This is a genomic window from Hyphomicrobium sp. DMF-1 (assembly GCF_027886585.1).
GTDB lineage: Bacteria > Pseudomonadota > Alphaproteobacteria > Rhizobiales > Hyphomicrobiaceae > Hyphomicrobium_C > Hyphomicrobium_C zavarzinii.
On the sequence record NZ_CP115706.1, the window covers coordinates 3,776,588 to 3,797,970 of the forward strand.

At 65.3% G+C, this 21,383-nt stretch carries 18 protein-coding genes; 11 read left to right on the forward strand and 7 right to left on the reverse strand.

Going from position 1 to position 21,383, the window contains the following annotated elements; genetic code table 11:
• Positions 1-23 precede the first annotated feature (23 nt).
• The 3 genes from PE058_RS17265 to PE058_RS17275 all read right to left on the reverse strand — a co-directional run bounded on the left by PE058_RS17265 (position 24) and on the right by PE058_RS17275 (position 2,850).
• A complete protein-coding gene (locus tag PE058_RS17265; protein WP_271028962.1) occupies positions 24-1,187 on the reverse strand; it encodes an NAD(P)/FAD-dependent oxidoreductase in 1,164 nt (387 codons plus the stop codon).
• 243 nt (positions 1,188-1,430) lie between these two features.
• Positions 1,431-1,925 carry a bactofilin family protein gene (locus tag PE058_RS17270; RefSeq protein ID WP_020085253.1) on the reverse strand — a complete coding sequence of 165 codons (495 nt, stop codon included), beginning with the start codon at positions 1,923-1,925 and terminating at the stop codon, positions 1,431-1,433.
• A 427-nt stretch (positions 1,926-2,352) separates the two neighbouring features.
• Entirely contained in the window at positions 2,353-2,850 is a 498-nt protein-coding gene (locus PE058_RS17275; RefSeq protein ID WP_271028963.1) for a peroxiredoxin, read from the reverse strand.
• A gap of 415 nt (positions 2,851-3,265) precedes the next feature.
• Here PE058_RS17275 and PE058_RS17280 point away from each other — a divergent pair, with 415 nt between their 5' ends.
• The gene (locus tag PE058_RS17280) at positions 3,266-7,024 is read left to right on the forward strand and encodes a YhdP family protein (RefSeq protein WP_198011148.1); all 3,759 of its coding nucleotides are present in this window, start codon (positions 3,266-3,268) and stop codon (positions 7,022-7,024) included.
• A gap of 176 nt (positions 7,025-7,200) precedes the next feature.
• Here the strand turns inward: PE058_RS17280 and tyrS are convergent, their stop codons facing one another.
• Positions 7,201-8,460: a tyrosine--tRNA ligase gene (gene tyrS / locus PE058_RS17285; RefSeq protein ID WP_020085250.1), complete on the reverse strand. Its 1,260-nt coding sequence runs from the start codon at positions 8,458-8,460 to the stop codon at positions 7,201-7,203.
• Positions 8,461-8,592: 132 nt separating this feature from the next.
• Between tyrS and PE058_RS17290 the strand changes: the two genes are divergently transcribed.
• Both PE058_RS17290 and PE058_RS17295 read left to right on the forward strand, forming a co-directional pair.
• Positions 8,593-9,711: an anhydro-N-acetylmuramic acid kinase gene (locus PE058_RS17290; RefSeq protein WP_333780404.1), complete on the forward strand. Its 1,119-nt coding sequence runs from the start codon at positions 8,593-8,595 to the stop codon at positions 9,709-9,711.
• A 125-nt stretch (positions 9,712-9,836) separates the two neighbouring features.
• Positions 9,837-10,787: a DUF808 domain-containing protein gene (locus tag PE058_RS17295; protein ID WP_271028965.1), complete on the forward strand. Its 951-nt coding sequence runs from the start codon at positions 9,837-9,839 to the stop codon at positions 10,785-10,787.
• A gap of 18 nt (positions 10,788-10,805) precedes the next feature.
• On the opposite strand, the gene PE058_RS17300 is transcribed toward PE058_RS17295, so the two are convergent.
• The 3 genes from PE058_RS17300 to PE058_RS17310 form a co-directional block, all read right to left on the reverse strand.
• Complete coding sequence (locus PE058_RS17300; protein ID WP_271028966.1) at positions 10,806-11,414, reverse strand: hypothetical protein; 609 nt, start codon at positions 11,412-11,414, stop codon at positions 10,806-10,808.
• 178 nt (positions 11,415-11,592) lie between these two features.
• Positions 11,593-12,360 (reverse strand): rhomboid family intramembrane serine protease, encoded by a 768-nt coding sequence (locus PE058_RS17305; protein WP_020085246.1) that lies wholly within the window; start codon positions 12,358-12,360, stop codon positions 11,593-11,595.
• Positions 12,361-12,477: 117 nt separating this feature from the next.
• Positions 12,478-13,248, reverse strand: coding sequence for an alpha/beta hydrolase (locus PE058_RS17310; protein WP_020085245.1), 771 nt, complete (start codon positions 13,246-13,248; stop codon positions 12,478-12,480).
• 297 nt (positions 13,249-13,545) lie between these two features.
• On the opposite strand from PE058_RS17310, the gene PE058_RS17315 reads away from it, so the two are divergent.
• From PE058_RS17315 to PE058_RS17350, 8 genes are all read left to right on the forward strand, one after another.
• Positions 13,546-14,034 carry an Rrf2 family transcriptional regulator gene (locus tag PE058_RS17315; RefSeq protein ID WP_271028967.1) on the forward strand — a complete coding sequence of 163 codons (489 nt, stop codon included), beginning with the start codon at positions 13,546-13,548 and terminating at the stop codon, positions 14,032-14,034.
• Positions 14,031-15,149 (forward strand): cysteine desulfurase family protein, encoded by a 1,119-nt coding sequence (locus PE058_RS17320; RefSeq protein WP_271028968.1) that lies wholly within the window; start codon positions 14,031-14,033, stop codon positions 15,147-15,149. The genes PE058_RS17315 and PE058_RS17320 overlap by 4 nt, the downstream gene beginning before the upstream one ends.
• Positions 15,150-15,260: 111 nt before the next feature.
• Positions 15,261-16,730: a Fe-S cluster assembly protein SufB gene (sufB, locus tag PE058_RS17325; RefSeq protein ID WP_271028969.1), complete on the forward strand. Its 1,470-nt coding sequence runs from the start codon at positions 15,261-15,263 to the stop codon at positions 16,728-16,730.
• A gap of 70 nt (positions 16,731-16,800) precedes the next feature.
• Positions 16,801-17,556 carry a Fe-S cluster assembly ATPase SufC gene (sufC, locus tag PE058_RS17330; protein ID WP_020085241.1) on the forward strand — a complete coding sequence of 252 codons (756 nt, stop codon included), beginning with the start codon at positions 16,801-16,803 and terminating at the stop codon, positions 17,554-17,556.
• A 47-nt stretch (positions 17,557-17,603) separates the two neighbouring features.
• A complete protein-coding gene (gene sufD / locus PE058_RS17335) occupies positions 17,604-18,944 on the forward strand; it encodes a Fe-S cluster assembly protein SufD (protein WP_026867916.1) in 1,341 nt (446 codons plus the stop codon).
• 28 nt (positions 18,945-18,972) lie between these two features.
• Positions 18,973-20,241: a cysteine desulfurase gene (locus PE058_RS17340; protein ID WP_051113785.1), complete on the forward strand. Its 1,269-nt coding sequence runs from the start codon at positions 18,973-18,975 to the stop codon at positions 20,239-20,241.
• A 21-nt stretch (positions 20,242-20,262) separates the two neighbouring features.
• The gene (locus PE058_RS17345) at positions 20,263-20,667 is read left to right on the forward strand and encodes an SUF system Fe-S cluster assembly protein (RefSeq protein ID WP_020085238.1); all 405 of its coding nucleotides are present in this window, start codon (positions 20,263-20,265) and stop codon (positions 20,665-20,667) included.
• 146 nt (positions 20,668-20,813) lie between these two features.
• Entirely contained in the window at positions 20,814-21,221 is a 408-nt protein-coding gene (locus tag PE058_RS17350) for a HesB/IscA family protein (RefSeq protein WP_245257637.1), read from the forward strand.
• Positions 21,222-21,383 lie beyond the last annotated feature (162 nt).

Genomic DNA, 21,383 nt, shown 5'->3' on the forward strand with positions numbered 1-21,383 from the left:
GCCCTTTTTCGTTTCGTGCCGTCTCAGCCGCGAAAAAGCGCCGCCACGTGCTCGCCGATCGCAAGCGAGGAGGTGAGGCCCGGGCTTTCGATGCCGTAGAGAGCGACGAGGCGCGCAATGCCGTGCTCGCGCTCACCATGGATCGCGAAGTCCGCCGCTGGCTCGCCGTTGCGATAGATCTTGGGCCTTATACCGACATAGCCCGGCGCGAGGGCGCCATCCGGAAGGCCGGGCCAGTAGCGGCGGATCTCACGCTCGAAACACGCGAGCCGTTCTCCACCCTGGCCATCGAATGACGTATCCTCAGCCGCACCAGACCGACCGCACCATTCGAGATCGGGACCGAACTTGGCGCGGCCCGCCACATCCAGCGTCAGATGCAGACCGAGCCAGGCGGCCTCGGGCAACGGATAGACGAGGTGGCGGAAGGGAACGCGCCCTTCGAGGACATAGTAATGGCCGCGTGCGGGATAGGTCTCGGGCGGCTGGTAGCGAGAGCCCGCAGCTAGCATCCTTCCGAGCTTCGTCGCGCCGAGGCCTGCGGCGATCACCAGATTGCGCGCCGTGAGCGTCATGGGCTGGCCCGCGCTGAGTGCCTCGATCTCGAAGAGGCCATCGCTCCTCGCCGACAGGTGCCGGACCTCAGTGTTGAGAACAACATCGCCGCCGCCTGCGCGGAGGTGGCCCTCGAGCGCGACCATGAGAGCGTGGCTATCGATCACGCCGGTCGAGGGCGAGAACAGCGCGGCGACGGCCGACACTTCCGGTTCGAGCGAGCGGACGTCCGCTTCGCCAAGACGCACGACGTCAGCCACGCCATTGGCTTCGGCCGTGCGCGACAATGCGTCGAGACGCGCGAGCTCGCCCTTGCCCGTGGCCACCACGAGCTTGCCGTAGCGGACGTGAGGAACGCCGTTCTCCACGGCGAAGGCATAGAGTAGATCTCTCCCTGCGGTGCACAGCTTGGCGCGGAGACTACCGGAGGGATAGTAGAGCCCCGCGTGGATGACCTCGCTCGATCGGCCTGATGTTTCCCGCCCGATCCCATCATGCCGCTCCAGCACCATGACCTCGTGCCCGGCGCTGGCCAGGGCGCGGGCGATCGCCAATCCGACGACGCCGGCTCCGATCACAGCCGTCTCGATGTCCGGTAGCGTCTCGTGCCGTCTTGCAGGGGGGAAATTCACACTGTTCTCTTATGATTCTCTCTCGTGGAACACGCTTTTAATTCATCATCTTACTCTGCTTTATTCACAAGTTATCCACAGGCGTTCACCATATTTGGGGACGACTTGAACAAAAATGGAACATAGCGGGGCGACTCAGCTAATTTATTTCGCCCTCCGTTTTTTCTTACTCCGGCCGCACAAAAAAAGCGCACGCCGACTTTCCGTCGGCGCACGCCACATGTTCGGCAGATCCTGGAAGGCTCAGATGCCTGGAGCAGCGTCGGGTGGAGGGGGCGGCAGCGTATCGTCGCTCGCCGCCGGGGCCGTGCCGCGATCAGGCCGGACCAAGCCAGCCAGCGGATCGTCCGTGCGGCGCGACTTGCCTTCGAAAAAGGCGCCCTGCTCGATGGCCATGGTCTGATGGTAGATATCGCCTTCGACGTGGCTCGAGCTCTGGAGCAACACGCGGCGGCCGCGGACGGTGCCCAGCAGGTGGCCGCGGATGACGCATTCCTCGGCGATGACGCCGCCGGTCACGCGTGCGCGCTCTCCGATTACGATATGGGTGCCGTAGATATCGCCCTGCACCTCGCCCTCGATCTGCACCTCACCCTTGGAGGTGAGATTGCCCTGGATCACGAGATCCGGTCCGATGACGGAGGCCGTGGACGGCCCGCCCGGCCGGAACGAAGCCCCGTTAGGGCGCGCACCGAGGGACGACGGAGAGGACGTATTCGGGACAGCGAGGTTTGTCATGGCCGGCTGAGGGAGCTGGGGTCTAGCGCTATCGTTTTCCGGCTTCCGGAATTGGGGCAGCATCCGTTGAATCTCCGCGGTTACGCTCTACCTTGCGCGAATTTTCTGATCGCCATTTTTGGCTTTGTGGTGTGGCTCGGCTTTTGACCGGCGCCCCAGGCGACATGTTTTCTGCAACGATCGCCCGGCGTCCTCCCGCACAATGTCGACTAGCACGATTTCATGCAGTGGTCACCCTCCGCAAGTGCCTGAATGTCGTCCACACAAAGCTTCAACAGACAATTTCTTGAGCAGGCGGCAGTGTGGCGCGGGGTCTTAGCATCGAGCAGGTTGTACTCCGGTTCGCGCGAACGCGGAGACGCCAATCGATTTGAGGTTACCGCGCCACGGGATGGCCGCATTCCATGCCGGTCGCGGCCCGCGGCCCCTAGTTTTTCGCGCGCTTGGGTTTCCTCGTCTCGCCGCCCGCGCCGCGTGCCCATTCAAGAACCTCCGCGGCGTGACCGCGCGGCGAAACCTTGCGCCAGATGCGCGCAATGTGACCCTTGGGTGAAATCGCGAAGGTGGCGCGCTCCACTCCCATGTACTTGCGTCCGTACATCGATTTCTCGACCCATACGCCATAGGCTTCGGCAACCGTCTTCTCCTCGTCGGAGGCGAGGAGAAGGGCCAGCTCGTGCTTGCATATGAACTTGTCGTGGCTCTTGGGGCTGTCCGGCGAGATGCCGATCACGGTCACGCCGGCACGCGCAAACTTGGGGGCGAGATCGGAGAACTCCTTGGCCTCGATCGTGCACCCCTCGGTGTTGTCCTTGGGATAGAAATAGAGCACCACGGGGCCGCCCCGGAAGGCCTTGAGCACAAGCCTTTTTCCTCCATCCGCCGGAAGATCGAACTCGGGGGCCAAATCGCCCTCTTTCAACATGTCTCGTGCCTTTCTTTTGTCGCTTTTGGTGAGCCACATCGCAGCCTTGGGTGGCGGGGGCTCAGAGTTCATCGGACCGGGATCGGGGATCCGGGGATATCGTGCTCCTCCAATCATGCTCGCATGGTTTTTCGGCCCAGGTCCACAGCTCGGCTTCACGATCCCAAGATTGTCCGGGACCGTGCTTGTCCAAGCGCAAGGCGCCGCACGCAAACGGGCTTGATATGACCCGCAGGAGCCAGCAAAACCTTCGCGCGATGCGCTGAGCGCCTCGCAGCCCACAACGGGAGAAACTCCAGCCTCGTCCCGGGCCGGATGCGCATTCCGGGATTACACAGTCCATCGGCTCGCCTCATGGTTCTGCGCGACCCTGATGGAGCCTCTCTCAACCTCGTCCGCCGGAGAACGTTTGGGGATGACGACACAACGCTCCGGCAGTCCTCGGCCCAAGACGGCCCCTCCGAGAGCCCCCGGCGAGCCGCCCTACGTGAGCACGCGCCGGCAACGCGCTCCGCGCCCGCGTAGCGCCGCCCTCCAGCGCCTGCTGCGAGGGTTGCATCTTCTCGCGCTGATCGTCGGCCCGGTGGTGCTGCTGTCGCTGGCGGCGGCGGGTATCGGGTATGTGCGGCTGCTGCACGGCCCCATCTCGCTCAAGTCATTCAGTGAGCGGATCGAATCCAGCATCAACGCGGAGCTGGATGGCTTCAAGACCGACATCGACGATGCGGTGATCACGCTTTCCGACGACTACAGGGTGGAGCTCCGGCTCATCAACCTGCGCATCAACGAGGCGGACGGAGACCTCGTGGCGTCGGCGCCGCTGGCTGCCGTGGAGCTCAACAAATCCGCGCTGTGGCAGCTCGATGCGGCGCCCGAGCGGGTCTATCTCATCGAGCCGCGCCTCGCCGTGATCTACACCGAGGCGCAAGGCTTCTCGCTCAGCATCGCCAACACGCCCGCAGCCTCCCCGGACGGGATCGCGCCCGACCGCCCGTCGACACCGCTCGCGCCCTCCTCCACTCCGCCGCCTGCGCAGAGCGGGGGAAGCGCTGCGCAGCCGCTGCCGCCTTCCTTCCACCGCATCGACCTCGCGCGCATTCTTTCTGAAAGCTCCGCTCGCGCCCGGCGCGGCGGCGCAGCGACATCCCGGTTGAGGGAGTTCGGCGTTCGCAACGCCCTCGTCTCCGTCAGCTACAAAGGCGAGATCAGCGACATCAACGTCGTCGAGGCGTCGGTCGATCTCGAGCACATGAAGCGGCGCAGCGTGATCTCGGGAACGGCGACGGTTGCCTCTCCGAAGGGCCCCTGGTCGCTCAGCTTCCGGACCGAGGAGACCGACCGGCGCAACGCGCTCAAGGTCACCACCACGGTGCACGACTTCGTGCCGAGCACGTTCGCCAATATTTCTCCGGCGCTCAGCCTGCTCGACATGTTCGACATGCCGGTCTCGGGACAGCTGACCCTCGCTCTCTCAAGCGGGGGCGATCTCAAGTCCGCCGATCTCGGCCTCGACGTGGGGCGCGGCTTCGTCAGGCTGCCCTCACTCTCCAATACGCCGCTTCTGCTCGACGGCGGGCGGCTCGTCATGCTCTATGACGCCGAGCAGCGCCGTCTCAGCCTGGCGCCTTCGTCGCTGGACTGGGGCGGCAGCCGCATCACGGTCGAGGGAGCGCTGTCGAGCGACCCGGCCGCGGCGGGCGACCCACAGTGGCATTTCGGGCTTCAATCGATCGACGGCGTGCTCGCGGCCGAGGAGTTCGGCGTGGCGCCGATCCCGATCGACAGCTTCAAGGCCACAGGGCGCATCATCCCGAGCGAAGGCCTGCTGCAGCTTTCCGAGCTCTCGCTCAAGGCCGGCGGAGGCGAGGTGACGGCGAACGGCGACATCATCAGCGGCGCCGATAGCCGGAGCACGCGCGTGGAGGCGGCGCTGACGCCAATGCCGCTCTCGACGCTGAAGGCCATGTGGCCGCGCGCTGCCGCTCCCACTGCCCGCTCCTGGGTGGGCACGCAGGTGGACAAGGCCGATCTCAAGGCGGCCTCTCTCAAGATCCTTTCCGGCAAGTTCCTGCAGAACGCCGCGGCATCGGACAACACCCTGCCGCCCACCGCGGGCGAGCGGCTCTCCGCCAGCATCGAGATCAGCAATCTGCGCATGGTGCCCCTGCCGCGCAGCCTGCCGATCGAAGCGGGGCAGGCTCTCATCCGTCTCGAGAACAGCTCGCTCGAGGTCACGGTGCCGGATGCGGCCATCATCGCAAGCCCCACCCAGCAGCTTCCCCTCAAGGGTGTGCGCCTCACGGTGGTGGATGTGACGCACGAGGCGCCGATCGCAGAGCTGGCGCTGAAATCGCAAACGTCGCTTGCGACGCTGATCGAGACGCTCAACCGAAGCCAGCTCAACCTGGCCGGCCAGGGGCCGCTGCCTATCGAGGGCGTGAACGGAAAGGTCGACGGCGAGATCAAGATCTCCATGCCGCTGGTCAGCGGTGCCAGCGTCGTGAAGGCCGAAGGCAAGGCGCGGATCAGCGATCTCAAGGGAAAGAGCAAGGAGCACAGTCTCGACCTGCAGGGCGGCACCATCGACATCAACGTCTCCGACATCGGCGTGATCGCCAAGGGCGACCTGATCATCAACGGCGTGCTCGCGAAGCTCCAGATGCATCGCATCCTCGACGCGCCGCCGGACATGCAGCCGCCGCTGCGGATTTCAGCAACGCTGGACAACTCCGACCGCACGCAACTCGGCCTCGACGTCAACCATCTGGTGCAGGGCGACGTGGCCGTCGAGGTTACCGTGGCGCACAAGCCGGACGACGCGCCGGCCATCCATCTGCGCGCCGATCTCACAAACGCGGAGCTTCTGTTCGACGATCTCGCGTGGCGCAAGGTGCCGGGGCGCATCGCCTCGCTCGAATTCGATGTGGCGAGCTCCGCGCCGGGTACGATCGATCTCAAGAACTTCCGGCTCGTCGGCGACAACATCGCGATCGACGGCTGGCTGACCGTGGACGACAAACGCGAGGTCAGCGAGTTCTATTTCCCGAATTTCTCCATCAACGTCGTGTCGCGTCTCGAGGTTCGGGGAAAGATCAACTCCAAGCGTATCTGGACGATCTCGGCGAAGGGCTCGACGTTCGACGCCAAGGATCTGTTCCGCTCGCTGCTCGCGCTCGGCAACACGACAGACACGGAGATCAAGCCGCTGCATCCGGCGGCGGGCGTGGATTTCACGGCCGAGGTTGACACGGTGCTCGGGCATTCGGACGTCTCGCTGCGCGGCTACAAGATCAAGCTCTCGGAGCGCGACGACCAGATCGTCTCGCTCGATGCGCAGGGAACGCTGGATGGCGGAAAGCCGCTCGTTGCGGTGATGAAGCCCGGCGGGCCGCGCAAGCTCTACGCCGAAAGCACCGACGCGGGGCAAGCCTTCAAGCTGATCGGCTTCTATCCCAACATCCAGGGCGGGCGGCTCAAGCTCGAGGTCAATCTCGAAGCGCGCGGCGCGGCCGAGAAGAGCGGCGTGCTGTGGATCGAGGACTTCCGCGTTCTCGGCGACCCGATCGTTTCCGAGGTGTATTCGAGCGTCGAGGGCAACAGCGGGGCGGCGGACGGCGGCAAGAGGAAGCGCGCCGTCGAGCGCGAGGTGTTCGAGTTCCAGCGCATGAAGGTGCCGTTCTCCGTGGGCCACGGGCAGTTCGTGCTGGATGACTCCTATATTCGCGGGCCGCTGCTCGGCGCCTCCATTCGCGGCAAGGTCGACTACAATGCGCAGCGGGTCAATCTCGGCGGAACCTACGTTCCCTTGCAGGGCATCAACGCCGCCGTGTGCGACATCCCGCTCGTGGGGCCGCTGGTTGCGGGCTTCGACTGCCAGGGCGTGTTCGGCATCACCTATGCCATTCAGGGCTCGATGAGCCAGCCGCAGGTGCTCGTCAATCCGCTGTCGATGTTCACGCCCGGCATCCTGCGCGGCATCATGGAGATGACAAGCCCCAACCCGCAGGTGCAGCCGCTGCGCGAGGAGCAGCGCGCACCGGTCGAGAACCGGGTTCGCGCATCGAGCTCGTCCGCCCGCACCGAGGGCGGAAAGAAAGATGGGATCGACGGCTGGTCGTCTGAGACCACGCCGAGCGGTGGCCAGAAGCAGGGCACGAAGAAGAAGCAACCCTGAGCGCCTCGCCTTGTGTGGATAGACGCGGGCGTATCTGGACCCCGGCCTTCGCCGGGGTGACGTCGGACTTTGCTTGCGCCCGCTCGGTTCTCACCCGCCATGCAGAGGCCACGCCGAGCGGCGCACCTCTCGCAAATCAGGAACAAGACCGGCGAAGAGGCCGCGACGCGACGGACCTAGGCGGGCTTCAGCAGCACGTGCTTCTTTTTGCCGAGGGACAGCTTGATGACGCCGTCGGGCGTCAGATCGGCTTCCGACAGCTTGGCCTTCTCGTCGGTGACGACCGTGTCGTTGACCTTGAGACCGCCGCTCTTGATCTGACGGCGCGCCTCGCTGGTGGACGCTACGAGCCCGGCCTCCACGAACTGGCTCAGAAGACCGACTGTGGCCTTGAGATCCGCGAGATTGATGGTGACGGTCGGCAGGCCCGCGGCGGTCGCGCCCTGCTCGAAGGTCTGCTTCGCGGTGAGTGCCGCGGCCTCCGCGTTCTCGCGGCCGTGGATGAGCGCCGTCGCCTCGGTGGCCAGCACCTTCTTGGCCTCGTTGATCTCGGCGCCGCCGAGGGCTGCGAGCTTCGCGATCTCGTCGAGCGGCAGAAGCGTGAAGAGCTTCAGGAAGCGGCCAACGTCGGCGTCCTCGGTGTTGCGCCAGTATTGCCAGTAGTCATAGGCTGAAAGCTGCGCCTCGTTGAGCCAGACGGCGCCGGAGGCGGTCTTGCCCATCTTCGCGCCTGAGGCAGTCGTGAGCAGCGGGCAGGTCAACGCGTAGAGCTGATGCTCGAGGCCCATGCGGCGGCCGAGATCGACACCGGTTACGATGTTGCCCCACTGGTCCGAGCCGCCCATCTGCAGGTTGCAGCCGAAACGGCGCGCGAGAGCCACGAAGTCGTAGGCCTGCAGCAGCATGTAGTTGAACTCGATGAACGACAGCTCCTGCTCGCGCTCGAGGCGGAGCTTGGCGCTGTCCATCGTCAACATGCGGTTCACCGAGAAATGGCGGCCGACATCGCGCAGGAACTCGATGTAGTTGAGCGGCGCGAGCCACTCGGCGTTGTCGAGCATCGCCGCGTCCTTCGGGCCGTCGCCGAACGCGAGGAAGCGGGCGAAGACCTTCTTGATGCTGTCCTTGTTGGCGTCGATCTCCTCGATGGTCCGCATCACGCGGGTCTCGTCCTTGCCGGAGGGATCGCCGATGCGCGTGGTGCCGCCGCCCATCAGGGCGATCGGCTTTCCGGCGCCGGACTTCTGCAACCAGTGCAGCATCATGATCGACAGCAGGTGACCGATGTGCAGGGACGGCGCGGTGCAATCGTAGCCAACATATGCGACCACCTTTCCGGCGCGGGCGAGAGCGTCGATGCCTTGCGCGTCGGAGGTCTGATGGATAAAGCCTCGGTCGGTGAGGATGTTCAGAAAATCTGATTGGAAATTCGACATGTTGGACTGCGAGGACCTTTTGTTCGCCGCCGGCTTGGTCGCCCGCCCATCGCGAGATCGGGCGATCTCGGGGGCCGGACCGGGTCAACCCGGGGTCGCGGTTTCGGCAGGACCATGCATGAGGAGGGGCGCGTGAGCAAGCGAGAGGGTGAGGTCTGGCGCGCTTTGGGGCTGATGAGCGGCACCTCGCTCGACGGAATCGACGTCGCGGTTATCGAAACCGACGGGGAGAAGATCTACGCCCGGAGCCACGCGGCCACCTATCCCTATTCGGACGCCTTCCGGGAAAAGCTGCGCGCGGGGCTGGCAGAAGCCGCCACGCTCACGGACCGCGGGGCGCGCCCCGGGCGCCTCCGGATGCTGGAGCAGTACCTCACGGAGCTGCACGCCGAAGCGATCTCGCACTACCTCACGGACCATGAAATCGCGCCCGAGAGCATCGACCTCGTGGGCTTCCATGGGCAGACCGTGTTGCATCGGCCGGAAGCGCGGCTCACGGTGCAGCTCGGCGACGGCGCGTTGCTCGCGCGGCTCGCCGGGCGTCCGGTGGTCTACGACCTGCGCGCGGCCGATGTGGCGGCGGGCGGACAGGGCGCCCCCCTTGCCCCCGTCTATCACCGGGCGCTGGCCGCCGACATTGCCGAGCGGCCCGTCGCGGTTCTCAATCTCGGCGGCGTTGCCAACATCACCTGGATCGGGCGCGACGGAACGCTGATCGCGTTCGACACCGGCCCTGCCTCGGCGATGATCGACGACTGGGTGCAGACGAAGCTCGGCAAGCCGTTCGATGCGGATGGGCGGATTGCGGCAGGAGGCGCGGTGCACGAGTCCATCGTGGCGGACTATCTGCGTCATCCCCACTTCGCCGAGTTGCCGCCGAAGTCTCTCGACCGCAATGCCTTCAGCCTCGATGCCGTCGCGCACCTGTCTCCCGAGGACGGCGCCGCCACGCTCGCGGCATTCACGGCCGCCTCCATCGCGCAGTCGCTTTCGCACCTGCCCGAGCCGCCGCAACTGCTGGTGATCTCGGGCGGAGGACGGCGCAACGACACGATGGTCGCCATGATCGCGCAGCGAACCGGAATCGACATCCAGCACGCCGAGGACTTCGGGATCGACGGCGACGGGGTGGAGGCGGAGGCGTGGGCCTTTCTGGCCGTGCGGAGCGCACTCGGCCTTCCGATCACGTTTCCGGGCACCACGGGCGTATCCGGGCCGCTGACCGGCGGCGTGCGGGCGGACCCGGCCTAGGCAAAACGGGCCTTTGGGCGCCTTCCCCTCCGCGTTGCATGGCCTTGCATGGTTGACGCGGATCAGGCCATGCTCGGCCCGTTCAGGACGGGTTTGTTTTCTGCAGACACTGGGGGATCGGCGCGATGAGCGGCCTGTTGGCACTCTTAGACGACGTTGTGGCTTTGGCGAAGGTCGCGGCGGTGACGCTCGACGATGCCGTGGGACAGGCGGCCAAGGTCGGCACCAAGGCGGCCGGCGTGGTGATCGACGACGCGGCTGTCACCCCGCGTTACGTCACGGGCTTTGCCGCCAAGCGCGAGCTGCCGATCATCGGGCGGATCGCACTCGGCTCGCTCAAGAACAAGCTCGTCTTCCTGCTTCCGGCGGCGCTGCTGCTCTCGGTTTTCCTGCCGTCAGCCATCACGCCGCTGCTGATGCTCGGCGGCCTCTATCTTGCCTACGAAGGCTTCGAGAAGGTGCTGCATTGGGTGACGGGCCCGTCCGGCACCCACGCAGCGGTCGAGAAGGTCGCCGCGCTCGACGACAAGGCGCTCGAGGAGCAGAAGATTGCGGGCGCGATCCGCACCGACTTCATCCTTTCCGCCGAGATCATGGCCATCGCGCTCGCCAACATCACGGTGCCGGATCTGGTGACGAAGGCGATCGTTCTCGCCGCCGTCGCGATCCTGATCACGGGCGCGGTGTACGGCGCGGTTGCGCTGATCGTGAAGGCTGACGACTTCGGCGTGGCCCTCGCCCGCCGCAACGGCTTCCTCTCCGGTCCCGTGGGGCGCGCGCTGGTATACGGCATGCCGCCGTTCCTGCAGGTGCTGAGTGTGGTCGGCACGCTCGCCATGCTGTGGGTCGGCGGCGGCATTCTGGTGCACGGGCTTCAGGAGTATGGCATCAGCGAGCCCGAGCACTGGCTGCACGCTCTATCCGAGGGCGTCGGCTCCGTCATTCCGGTGGCCAGCGGCGTATTCGCGTGGCTCGCCAGCGCGACCGGGGCAGCCATCATCGGCCTCGTCGCGGGCGCGCTCACGGCGATCGTCGTGAAGATCGTCAGCGTGCCTTTCGCAGGCTCGAAGGCCTGACCGGGGCTCGTGCGCCGCTCACTCGTTTCGCTGGGACGGCGCCGCGGCGCCGTCCACGAACAGCGACGCCACCACGAGCAGGAAGAACATGATGTGGCCCATGATCTCGAGGTTTTCCTCGAACAGATCATTGGTGATGCCGGCCGGCAGCAGCGAATCCCAGATCCGCCGATCGAAGGTCTTGCTGACGGCATACGTCCACAGCATCGACATCAGGATGGTCACGACCACCTTGTTGGAGATGAAGGGCTCCAGGCGATCGCGCGCAAACGAGGCCCATCCGATCAGCAGGACGATGGCGATATAGAAGCCGGTGTTGGTGCCCTGGAAGTGCAGCTCCCGCAGGAACAGGGCCAGCGCGAACAGGGCCAGCCACTTGTAGTAGACGTGGGGTCTCGTGGCGGCGAGCCCTGCCGCGATCACCAGCGGAACGGCCAGGATGATCGGAGAGGTTATCTCCGCCGTCTCTTTCGAGAGATAGGGGGCGACGGCCGGCAATGTGTTGAGCAGATAGATCACCACCGCGCCGAGCGCGGGAACCAGCAGAACCCAGGGTGGCGTCGTCCGCAGAATTCGAGCCGCGGTCTCCGTATGCCAGGCAATCTGGCCGCCTGCTCGTCCCAGCATGACCCCTCCGTCGATCGGCTACACGCCGCCGCCAGTTGGCCGCGCAGCATGCGGAGCGTCAAGCTCTCGTGACGGATCATTGACTTACAAATCCGTACAGGATTCCGCAGACTGGAGGACAGGCGGCTCTCGATCCTCGACGACATATCGCCGTTTCCGGCGCAGGCTCACACCGGCATTACCGCCGCCACCACCACGACATCCAGCGCATCCAGACAGTCCACGGCCACATCATCGAGCGGGCCGCAGCGTGGGTTTCTTCCACCGGATCCGCAGGCGGGGCTGTCCGGCGCAGAAGAAACCATCCGGCAAGGAAGCCGCCGATGTGCGCCCACCAGGCGATGCCGCCCGCGCCCGACGGCAACGCGAGCGAGCCCGCCGCCTGCATGATCTGGGTGAGGAACCAGAGACCGGCGAAGGCGAGCGCGGGCATCATGAAGAAGATCGGAATGAAGGCGATGGGCTGGAGGATGTTCACCCACGCGTAAGGAAAGCGGCGCGCATAAGCGGCGATCACGCCTGCGATCGCGCCGGACGCTCCGAGGGTGGGCACCGCCGAGGAGAAATTGAAAATGACATGCACGACCGCGGCCGCAATGCCGGAGAGCAGATAGAGCAGCACGAAGCGGCCGGAGCCGAGCCGGTCCTCCAGCGCGGGGCCGAAGACCCAGAGCGTCCAGAGATTGGACGCGATGTGGAGGATGCCGCCATGCAGGAACATGCTGGTGATGACGGGCGTGAGGTCGAAGCGGGCGACGCCGTGCGTCTCGGCCCATGCGCTACCCGTATAGCGCGCGGGCACCAGTGCGTAGTGGGTGAGGAACGTCTCCGCAGCCTGCTGAGACAGGCTCATCTGGTAGAGAAACGCCGCTACGCAGAGCCCGACGATGGAGAGTGTCGCCCAGGGGCGGGCCGTGTAGGGGATGGTGTTGTTCGTCGGGATCACGAGCGGCCTCGGAGAGCAGCGAAACGCATGATGCGCCCGATGCTATCCGAAGGGAACTCGCGCGCCAACGCGGCGCAGTGTGCGCAGCTTTCGGCGGTGGCGCGGATGTAAGGGCGACTACTCGTCGTCGCCGTCTTCGACCTCAGCGACGCCGCTGCTCGCTTCCTCGCGCTCACGCTCACGCTCGCGCTCGCGGGCTGCCTCGCGCTCCTTCTCGCGCTCCTTCTGGCTCTCGCGGTCGGCGAGGGCCTTCGCAAGGCGCATGTCGAGATAGCCGCCGACGACCGTCTCCAGCTCCTCGGTCTTGTTCTCGAAGAAGTGGTTCGCGCCGGGGATGATCTCGTGGTCGATCTTGATGCCACGCTGCGTCTTGAGCTTGCCGGTGAGCTCCGCCACCGAGTTCGAAGGCACGACGCGATCCTTGTCGCCGTTGACCATCAGGCCGGAAGACGGACAGGGAGCGAGAAACGAGAAGTCATAGAGGTTCGACGGCGGCGCCACGCAGATGAAGCCGTCCACCTCGGGCCGGCGCATCAGGAGCTGCATCGCGATCCAGGTGCCGAACGAGACGCCCGCGATCCAGCAGTACTTCGCGTCGGGCTTCACGGTCTGGAGCCAGTCGAGCGCGGAGGCTGCATCGGCAAGCTCGCCGGGGCCGCCATCCCAGAAGCCCTGACTGCGGCCGACGCCGCGGAAATTGAAGCGGAGGACCGAAAAGCCCCGCTGCGCGAACGTGTAATACAGGCTGTAGACGACCTGATTGTTCATCGTCCCGCCGAACTGCGGATGGGGATGCAGGATGAGCGCGATGGGGCTATCGCTGGCCGGCTCGTGGTGGTAGCGGGCCTCGATACGGCCCGCAGGCCCATTAATGATCAGCTCGGGCATAGGTCCTGCTCGCTATTTTAGCTCTATTTAGAAGGGGTTGCTGGGGTCTGAAGGGCGCCCATTGGCCTGCGACAACGCGTGTTATCCAAAGTTCACGACATCGTGCCCAAGAGAATGCTTGATTTCCCCGCTCGGAATTTTCATATTCCGCTTACAATTTAGAACAGTTCGAAAGTGTGCCGTCGTCGGCTCAGTTTTCGACTGCACCCAGCGCGTCGCGTCTCCTTAGCACACGTGGGGTGGTTGGTTGCAAGCGGTATGCGCCGTATCGCGGCGCGTTCAAGGTTGGTGGAGCCGATGGAACTCAACACACGAGGCCGTTACGCAGTGATGGCCATGGCCGATCTCGCCAAGCACGGCAACGGCGGCTCGGTGCCGCTTTCGGCCGTCGCTCAGCGCCAACAGATCTCGCTCGACTATCTGGAGCAGCTTTTCCTGAAGCTCCGCCGCGCGGGGCTCGTGGAAAGTCTGCGCGGCCGGCACGGAGGCTACAAGCTCGGGCGTCCGGCCGCCGACATCTACGTGGCGGAGATCATGAACGCCGTGGAGGAAGGCACGCGCATGACGCGCTGCTTCGGCGAGCAGGCTGCGGGCTGCCTGGGCGAGAGCCGCTGCCTGACGCACAATCTCTGGACCGTACTCGGCGACCAGATCGAAACGTTCCTCGCGAGCGTAAGCCTCAACGACGTGGTGGACGGCATGTCGCGCTTTGCTGCGCCACGCGCGCCTTCACGCGCAACCGCCGTCGCCGCTCTCGAAACCGGATTGGAGAGACCCGCGCAGTGATCTCGGCGCGCACATACCTCGACTACAACGCATCGGCCCCGCTGAGGCCCGAAGCCCGCGCGGCCGTGATCGCGTCTCTCGATCAGTTCGGCAACGCCTCCTCCGTGCATGTGGAGGGCCAGCGCGCCCGGGCCCTGATCGATGATGCGCGCGAAGCCGTTGCGCGGCTGGTCAATGCCAAGCCGGCCGAGGTGGTGTTCACGAGCGGGGCGACGGAAGCAAACACCTGGGCGCTTTCCGGACCCTGGAAGGCGATCGCGCTTGCCGGCATCGAGCACGACTCGCTGCGTGCGCCCGCCGCGCAGATCGCGGCCTCACGCGGCGCATCGGTCATCGACGTGCCGGTCTCGGCGGACGGCATTGCCGACTACAAGGCGGCCAAGCTCATCCCCGGCACCCTTCTCGCGTTGCAGCTCGCCAACAACGAGACGGGCGTTCTGCAGGACGTGACGAAAGCGGCCCTGTGGGCGCTCGAAAACGGCGTGCACATCCACACGGACGCGGTGCAGGCTCCAGGCCGCATCGCCATCGATTTCTGCACGCTGGGCGCGACGACGATGAGCCTTTCGGCGCATAAGATCGGCGGACCGAAGGGGGTTGGCGCGCTGGTGATCAGCGGGAGTACGCCGCTGCCGCCGCTGTTCGCGGGAGGCGGCCAGGAGGGCCGGCGGCGCGCGGGCACGGAGAACGTCGCTGCGATCGCAGGCTTCGGCGCGGCGGCACGGGCGGCGCTGACGGACCTCGAAGATGCGTCGCGCCTCACCGCACTCAGAGATACGCTCGAACGCGAGGTGCTGCGGGCGACGCCCGGGGCGGTGGTGATCGGCGCGGGGGCTCCCCGCCTGCCGAACACATCCTCGATCGCGCTTCCGGGTATCTCCGCTGAAACCCTCGTCATCAAGCTTGACCTAATGGGTTTGGCGGTGAGCGCGGGTGCGGCATGCTCATCGGGCAAGGTGGGACAGAGCCACGTGCTCTCGGCGATGGGGCTTCCGCCCGAAATCGCTGGCAGCGCGATCCGGGTCAGCCTCGGACCCGGGTCTACGGAGAAGGATATCGCGGCGTTCATCGCCGCATGGAAACGGATTCACGGCGGCGCATCGCTTGCGGCCTAGATAGGCCGCTCAGGCAGACCGCTTAGATTAGGCCCATGAGTGACCTCATGGGTTTCGAGCTTCGAAGATACGGCGCGGCCTCGGCGGGCCGCACGCAATTGGGTGGATGGAATGGCAGCAGTTCAAGAGACGATCGACCAGGTCAAGAAGATCGATGTCGATCAGTACAAGTACGGCTTCGAGACCGAGATCGAGTCGATCAAGGCGCCGAAGGGCCTCAACGAGGACATCGTCCGCTTCATCTCGGAGCGCAAGGGCGAGCCCCAGTGGATGCTCGACTGGCGGCTCGAAGCCTACGCGCGCTGGCGGAACATGACCGAACCTACCTGGGCGAAGGTCAGCTATCCGAAGATCGACTTCGAGAATCTCTACTACTACTCGGCTCCCAAGGGCACGGAAGGCCCGAAGAGCCTCGACGAGGTCGATCCGGAGCTGATCCGCACCTACGAGAAGCTCGGCATCCCGCTCAAGGAGCGTGAGATCCTGGCTGGCGTGCAGGGTGCGCGCGTGGCCGTAGACGCCGTGTTCGACAGCGTGTCTGTCGTGACGACCTTCAAGGAAGAGCTTGCCAAGGCCGGTGTCATCTTCTGCCCGATCTCGGAAGCCATCCGCGAGCATCCGGAGCTGGTGAAGAAGTACCTCGGCTCGGTTGTGCCGCAGGGCGACAACTTCTACGCCGCCCTCAACTCGGCCGTGTTCTCCGATGGCTCGTTCGTCTACGTGCCGGAGGGTGTGCGCTGCCCGATGGAGCTTTCGACGTACTTCCGCATCAACGAGCGCAACACGGGCCAGTTCGAGCGCACGCTCATCATCGCCGACAAGGGCTCGCACGTCTCCTACCTCGAAGGCTGCACGGCGCCGACGCGCGACGAGAACCAGCTTCATGCTGCGGTTGTGGAACTGATCGCGCTGGACGATGCCGAGATCAAGTACTCGACCGTGCAGAACTGGTATCCCGGCGACAAGGACGGCAAGGGCGGCGTCTATAACTTCGTGACCAAGCGCGGCGACTGCCGCGGCCACAGCTCGAAGATCTCCTGGACGCAGGTGGAGACCGGATCGGCGATCACCTGGAAGTATCCCTCGTGCATCCTGCGCGGCGACAACAGCCGCGGCGAGTTCTACTCGATCGCGATCTCGAACGGGCGCCAGCAGGTGGACAGCGGAACGAAGATGATCCACCTCGGCAAGAACTCGTCCTCCCGCATCATCTCGAAGGGCATCGCGGCCGGGCACTCGCAGAACACCTATCGCGGGCTCGTCTCGGCGCATCGCAAGGCAACGGGCGCGCGCAACTTCACCAACTGCGACTCGCTGCTCATCGGCGACAAGTGCGGGGCACATACCGTGCCCTACATCGAGGCCAAGAACTCGAGCGCGCATTTCGAGCACGAGGCGACCACGTCCAAGATCTCCGAGGACATGCTGTTCTACTGCATGCAGCGCGGACTCTCCCAGGAAGAAGCGGTGGCGCTCGTCGTGAACGGGTTCGTGCGCGACGTGCTTCAGCAGCTCCCGATGGAGTTCATGGCCGAGACGCAGAAGCTGATCGGCGTCTCGCTCGAAGGCAGCGTGGGATAACGGCGCGACGACACGAGACCGGAATTTACGGCCGACGGCAGGCCGAACAGAAGTGACTGAGGTAAGAAGAATGCTCGAGATCAAGAACCTGCATGTGAAGCTCGAAGACGAGGACAAGGAGATCCTCAAGGGACTCTCGCTTACCGTGCCGAAGGGCGAGGTGCACGCCATCATGGGCCCGAACGGGTCCGGCAAATCGACGCTTGCGCACGTGCTCGCCGGACGCGACGGCTACGAGGTGACGAGCGGCGAACTCAACTGGAACGGTGAGAGCCTGATCGACATGGAGCCGGACGAGCGCGCCGCCAAGGGCGTGTTCCTCGCGTTCCAGTATCCGATGGAGATTCCGGGCGTCGCGGGGCTCACGTTCCTGCGGACGGCCGCAAACGCCGTGCGCAAGAAGCGGGGCGAAGCCGAGCTTTCCACACCCGATTTCATGAAGCTCGTGCGCAGCAAGGCGGAGACGCTCAAGATCGACACGGAGATGCTGAAGCGTCCCGTGAACGTCGGCTTCTCGGGCGGCGAGAAGAAGCGCGCCGAGATCCTGCAGATGGCGGTTCTCGAGCCTACGCTCTGCGTGCTCGACGAAACGGACAGCGGCCTCGACATCGACGCGCTCAAGATCGTCTCCGACGGCGTCAACGCGCTGCGCAGCCCCGACCGCGCGATGCTCGTGATCACGCACTATCAGCGCCTCCTCAACTACATCGTTCCCGATCGCGTGCACGTGCTCGCGAACGGCAAGATCCAGGCGTCGGGCGGCAAGGAGCTAGCTCTCGAACTCGAGAAGGCCGGCTATGCGGCTTACCAGGGCAAGGCGGCGTGACGATGAGCGTGGCCCAACCCATCAAGGCTCAGACCACGGGGCGACCCATGACTGTGCAAGTTCTCAAGACGAAGGCGGAGACCTCGCTCGTCGAGGCTTTCGCGGCCGTCGAAGCGCACCTGCCGGGCGGCGACTGGCTGCGCCAGCTTCGCCGTGCCGCGATCGGTGCGTTCCAGGCCGAGGGGCTGCCGCACCGGCGCGTCGAGGAATGGAAATTCACGGATCTGCGCGCGCTGATGCGAGAGGCGTTTCCGCTTGCTAAGGCCGCGGCCGGCGCGGCGCCGGCGCTCGACGCCGTCGCCAAGAACGCGCTGCCGGGAGCCGACCTTTCGAAGTCCGCCGTGCTGTTCGTTGATGGCGCGGGCGTCGCGGAGCGCGGCATTTCCGAGGTCTCGGAAGCGGCTAGTCCCTTCCTCACCAAGCTCATCGATCATCCGCCGGCCTGGCTCGAAAGCGAGGTCTCGGAGGTGAGCGGGCATGTGGGCGACGGCGCGCTGGCACTCAACACCGCCCTGTTCTCGGACGGGGCCGTGCTCGACATCGCCGACGGCCGCGAGATCGAGACGCCGATCGCGCTTCTCTTCTCCGATGCCGACACCACGCCCCGCACGGTCGTCACCCGTAACGTGGTGCGCGTCGGCAAGGGCGCGAAGGTCGTTCTCGTCGAATGCCATGTGGTTTCCGAGGGGCCGCGTCAGGCGAATACGCTCACGCAGCTCGTCGTCGGTGACGAGGCGGAGGTCGTGCACGTCAAGCTCGTCATCTCGCGCGCCGGTTCGATCCATTTGGGGCGCACGGTCGCGCGGCTCGGCAAGTCGTCGAGCTACCGGCCGTTCCAGCTCGTGGCTGGAGACGGCGTGGTGCGCAACGATCTCTCGGTGACGTTCGGTGGCCAGCACGCCACGTTCGATCTCGGCGGAGCGCTGCTCACGAACGGCAACGGGCACGCCGATACGACGCTGGTCGTCGATCACGCTGTGCCCCATTGCACGAGCCGCGAGCTCATCAAGTGCGTGCTCGCCGACCAGTCGCGCGGGGTGTTCCAGGGCAAGGTGATCGTGCGCCCGGACGCACAGAAGACCGACGGCAAGCAGATGGCGCAGGCGCTCATGCTTTCGCCGGATGCGGAATTCGACAGCAAGCCGGAGCTCGAAATCTACGCCGACGACGTGGTCTGCGGCCACGGCACAACGTCGGCCGAGATCGATCCCGAGCTGATCTTCTATCTCCGCTCGCGAGGCATTCCGCTGGCGGAAGCGCAGGCGATGCTCGTCGAAAGCTTCATCGGCGAGGCCATCGACAAGGCGGAGCCGGACGTGGTGCAGGATGCGTTTCGTACCCTTGCGCGCCAATGGCTCGCCGGACACGCGCGGCCGCTCAAGAGCTAGCGCCGATCGCCAGGAGAAGGACGACACGATGACAACGGCTACGCGCGATCAGCCCCATCCGACCCGCGCCAACACCGCGTTCTTCGACGTAGAGCGGGTGCGCACGGACTTCCCGATCCTCTATCGGGACATCTACGGGAAGCCGCTCGTCTATCTCGACAACGGCGCGTCGGCGCAGAAGCCGCTGCCGGTGATCGAGGCGATGGATCACGCCTATCGCTTCGAGTACGCCAACGTTCATCGTGGCCTTCATTTTCTCTCCAACACGGCGACGCAGCGGTTCGAGGAAGCGCGCGAAACCGTGCGCCGCTTCCTCAACGCGCCCTCGACCGAAGAGATCATCTTCACGCGCAACGCGACGGGCGCCATCAATCTCGTCGCCTCCTCGTTCGGCGCGCTCGAGATCGGCGAAGGCGACGAGATCGTGCTCTCCATCATGGAGCATCATTCGAACATCGTGCCCTGGCACTTCCATCGGGAGCGCAAGGGCGCGGTGCTCAAGTGGGCCCCGATCTCGGATACGGGCGAGTTCCTGATCGACGAGTTCGAGCGCCTGCTCACGGCGCGCACGAAGATCGTGGCGCTCACTCACATGTCCAACGTGCTCGGCACCGTCGTGCCGATCAAGGAGGTCATCGAAATCGCGCACGCGCGCGGCATTCCGGTGCTGGTGGATGGAAGCCAGGCGGCCGTGCACATGCCGATCGACGTGCAGGACTTGGACGCGGATTTCTACGTGTTCACCGGGCACAAGACTTATGGCCCTTCCGGCATCGGCGTGCTCTACGGCAAGAAGAAGTATCTCGACATGATGCCCCCCTACGAAGGCGGCGGCGACATGATCGAGGTGGTCGAGGTGGACCGTGTCACCTACGCCAAGCCTCCGCACCGCTTCGAGGCGGGAACGCCGGCCATCGTCGAGGCTGTGGGTCTCGGCGCCGCGCTCTCCTACATGATGCAGGTGGGCCGCGACCGGATCGCGCGACACGAGGCCGAGATCGGCGCCTATGCAGCCGAGCTGCTCTCCGACATTCCAGGCCTCACCATTCACGGCACGGCCAAGGACAAGGGCGCGATCGTCTCCTTCTCGATCGACGGGCTGCATCCGCACGACATCGCCACCATCATCGACCGGTCGGGAATCGCGGTGCGGGCCGGCCACCATTGCGCCCAGCCGCTGATGGAGCGGCTCGGGGTGTCGGCGACCTGCCGAGCCTCCTTCGCAATGTACAACACCCGGCAGGAAGTGGACGCGCTGGCCGCTGCCTTGCGGCGGGCCAAAGACTTCTTTGCGTGACGAGCGAGTGAGGCACAGGAAATGAGCGAGCTCGAGACACAGGATACGACGACGCCGGCCGAGGCGAGCGTGCCGGAGACCACCGCTCCGGCCGAGGTCTCCGCCTTGCCGCCGGAAGAGCTGGACAGGCTGACGACCGATATCGTGGCTGCCCTCAAGACCGTCTACGATCCTGAGATTCCGGCCGACATCTACGAGCTGGGGCTGATCTACAAGATCGACATCAACGACGACCGGGAGGTCGCGATCGAGATGACGCTCACGGCGCCGGGATGCCCGGTTGCAGGTGAAATGCCGATCTGGGTCGAGGACGCCGTCAACGCCGTTCCCGGCGTCAGCGGAACGAAGGTGAAGCTCACGTTCGATCCGCCCTGGGATCAAAGCCGCATGTCGGACGAGGCGCGGCTGGCACTGAATATGTTCTAAACATTCCAGGAACCGGCGGATCGCCGCCGGGCCTGCCGGGCGCCCATCTCGTAAATTGATCCATGTCACGCTATATTGGGATCGTGTGACCATCCAAAGCGGATGTTGACCTCCGGAAGCACGGGCGAACCAGGACGCGCGCACAGATGACCGACCAGACCACTTCAGCCCCCCGCCGGCCCCGGCCGAAGGTGATGACGCTGACGCCTCGCGCCGCCGAGCGCGTACGGGCGATCATGGCCTCGAAGGGACCCGACGTCGCGGGTCTCAAGATCGGGATCAAGAAGGGCGGCTGCGCGGGCATGGAATACACGATGAGCTGGACCGACACCGTCGGAAAGTTCGACGAGACCGTCGAGCAGGACGGTGCGCGCGTCATCATCGATCCGCAGGCCGTCCTCTACCTGCTCGGCACCGAGATGGACTACAAGACCGACAAGCTCTCGGCCACGTTCGTTTTCAACAACCCGAACCAGAAGGGCGCCTGCGGCTGCGGCGAGAGCGTGAACCTCGTGCCGGCCGGAAAGTCCGAGCTCGAAGCCCTCAACGACTGAGCGGCCTGCGCAAGAGCCCGTCAGGGTTAGCTATCCGTTTCCTCCCGTCGCCTTTTGCAACGCGCCCTGTCAGTTCCGGCGCGCGATGCTCTGTTTCGACCTCAAACACGACAGTACACGTCAGGAAATATATTCATTTTCTGCATGTATCTGGGGGGCTCT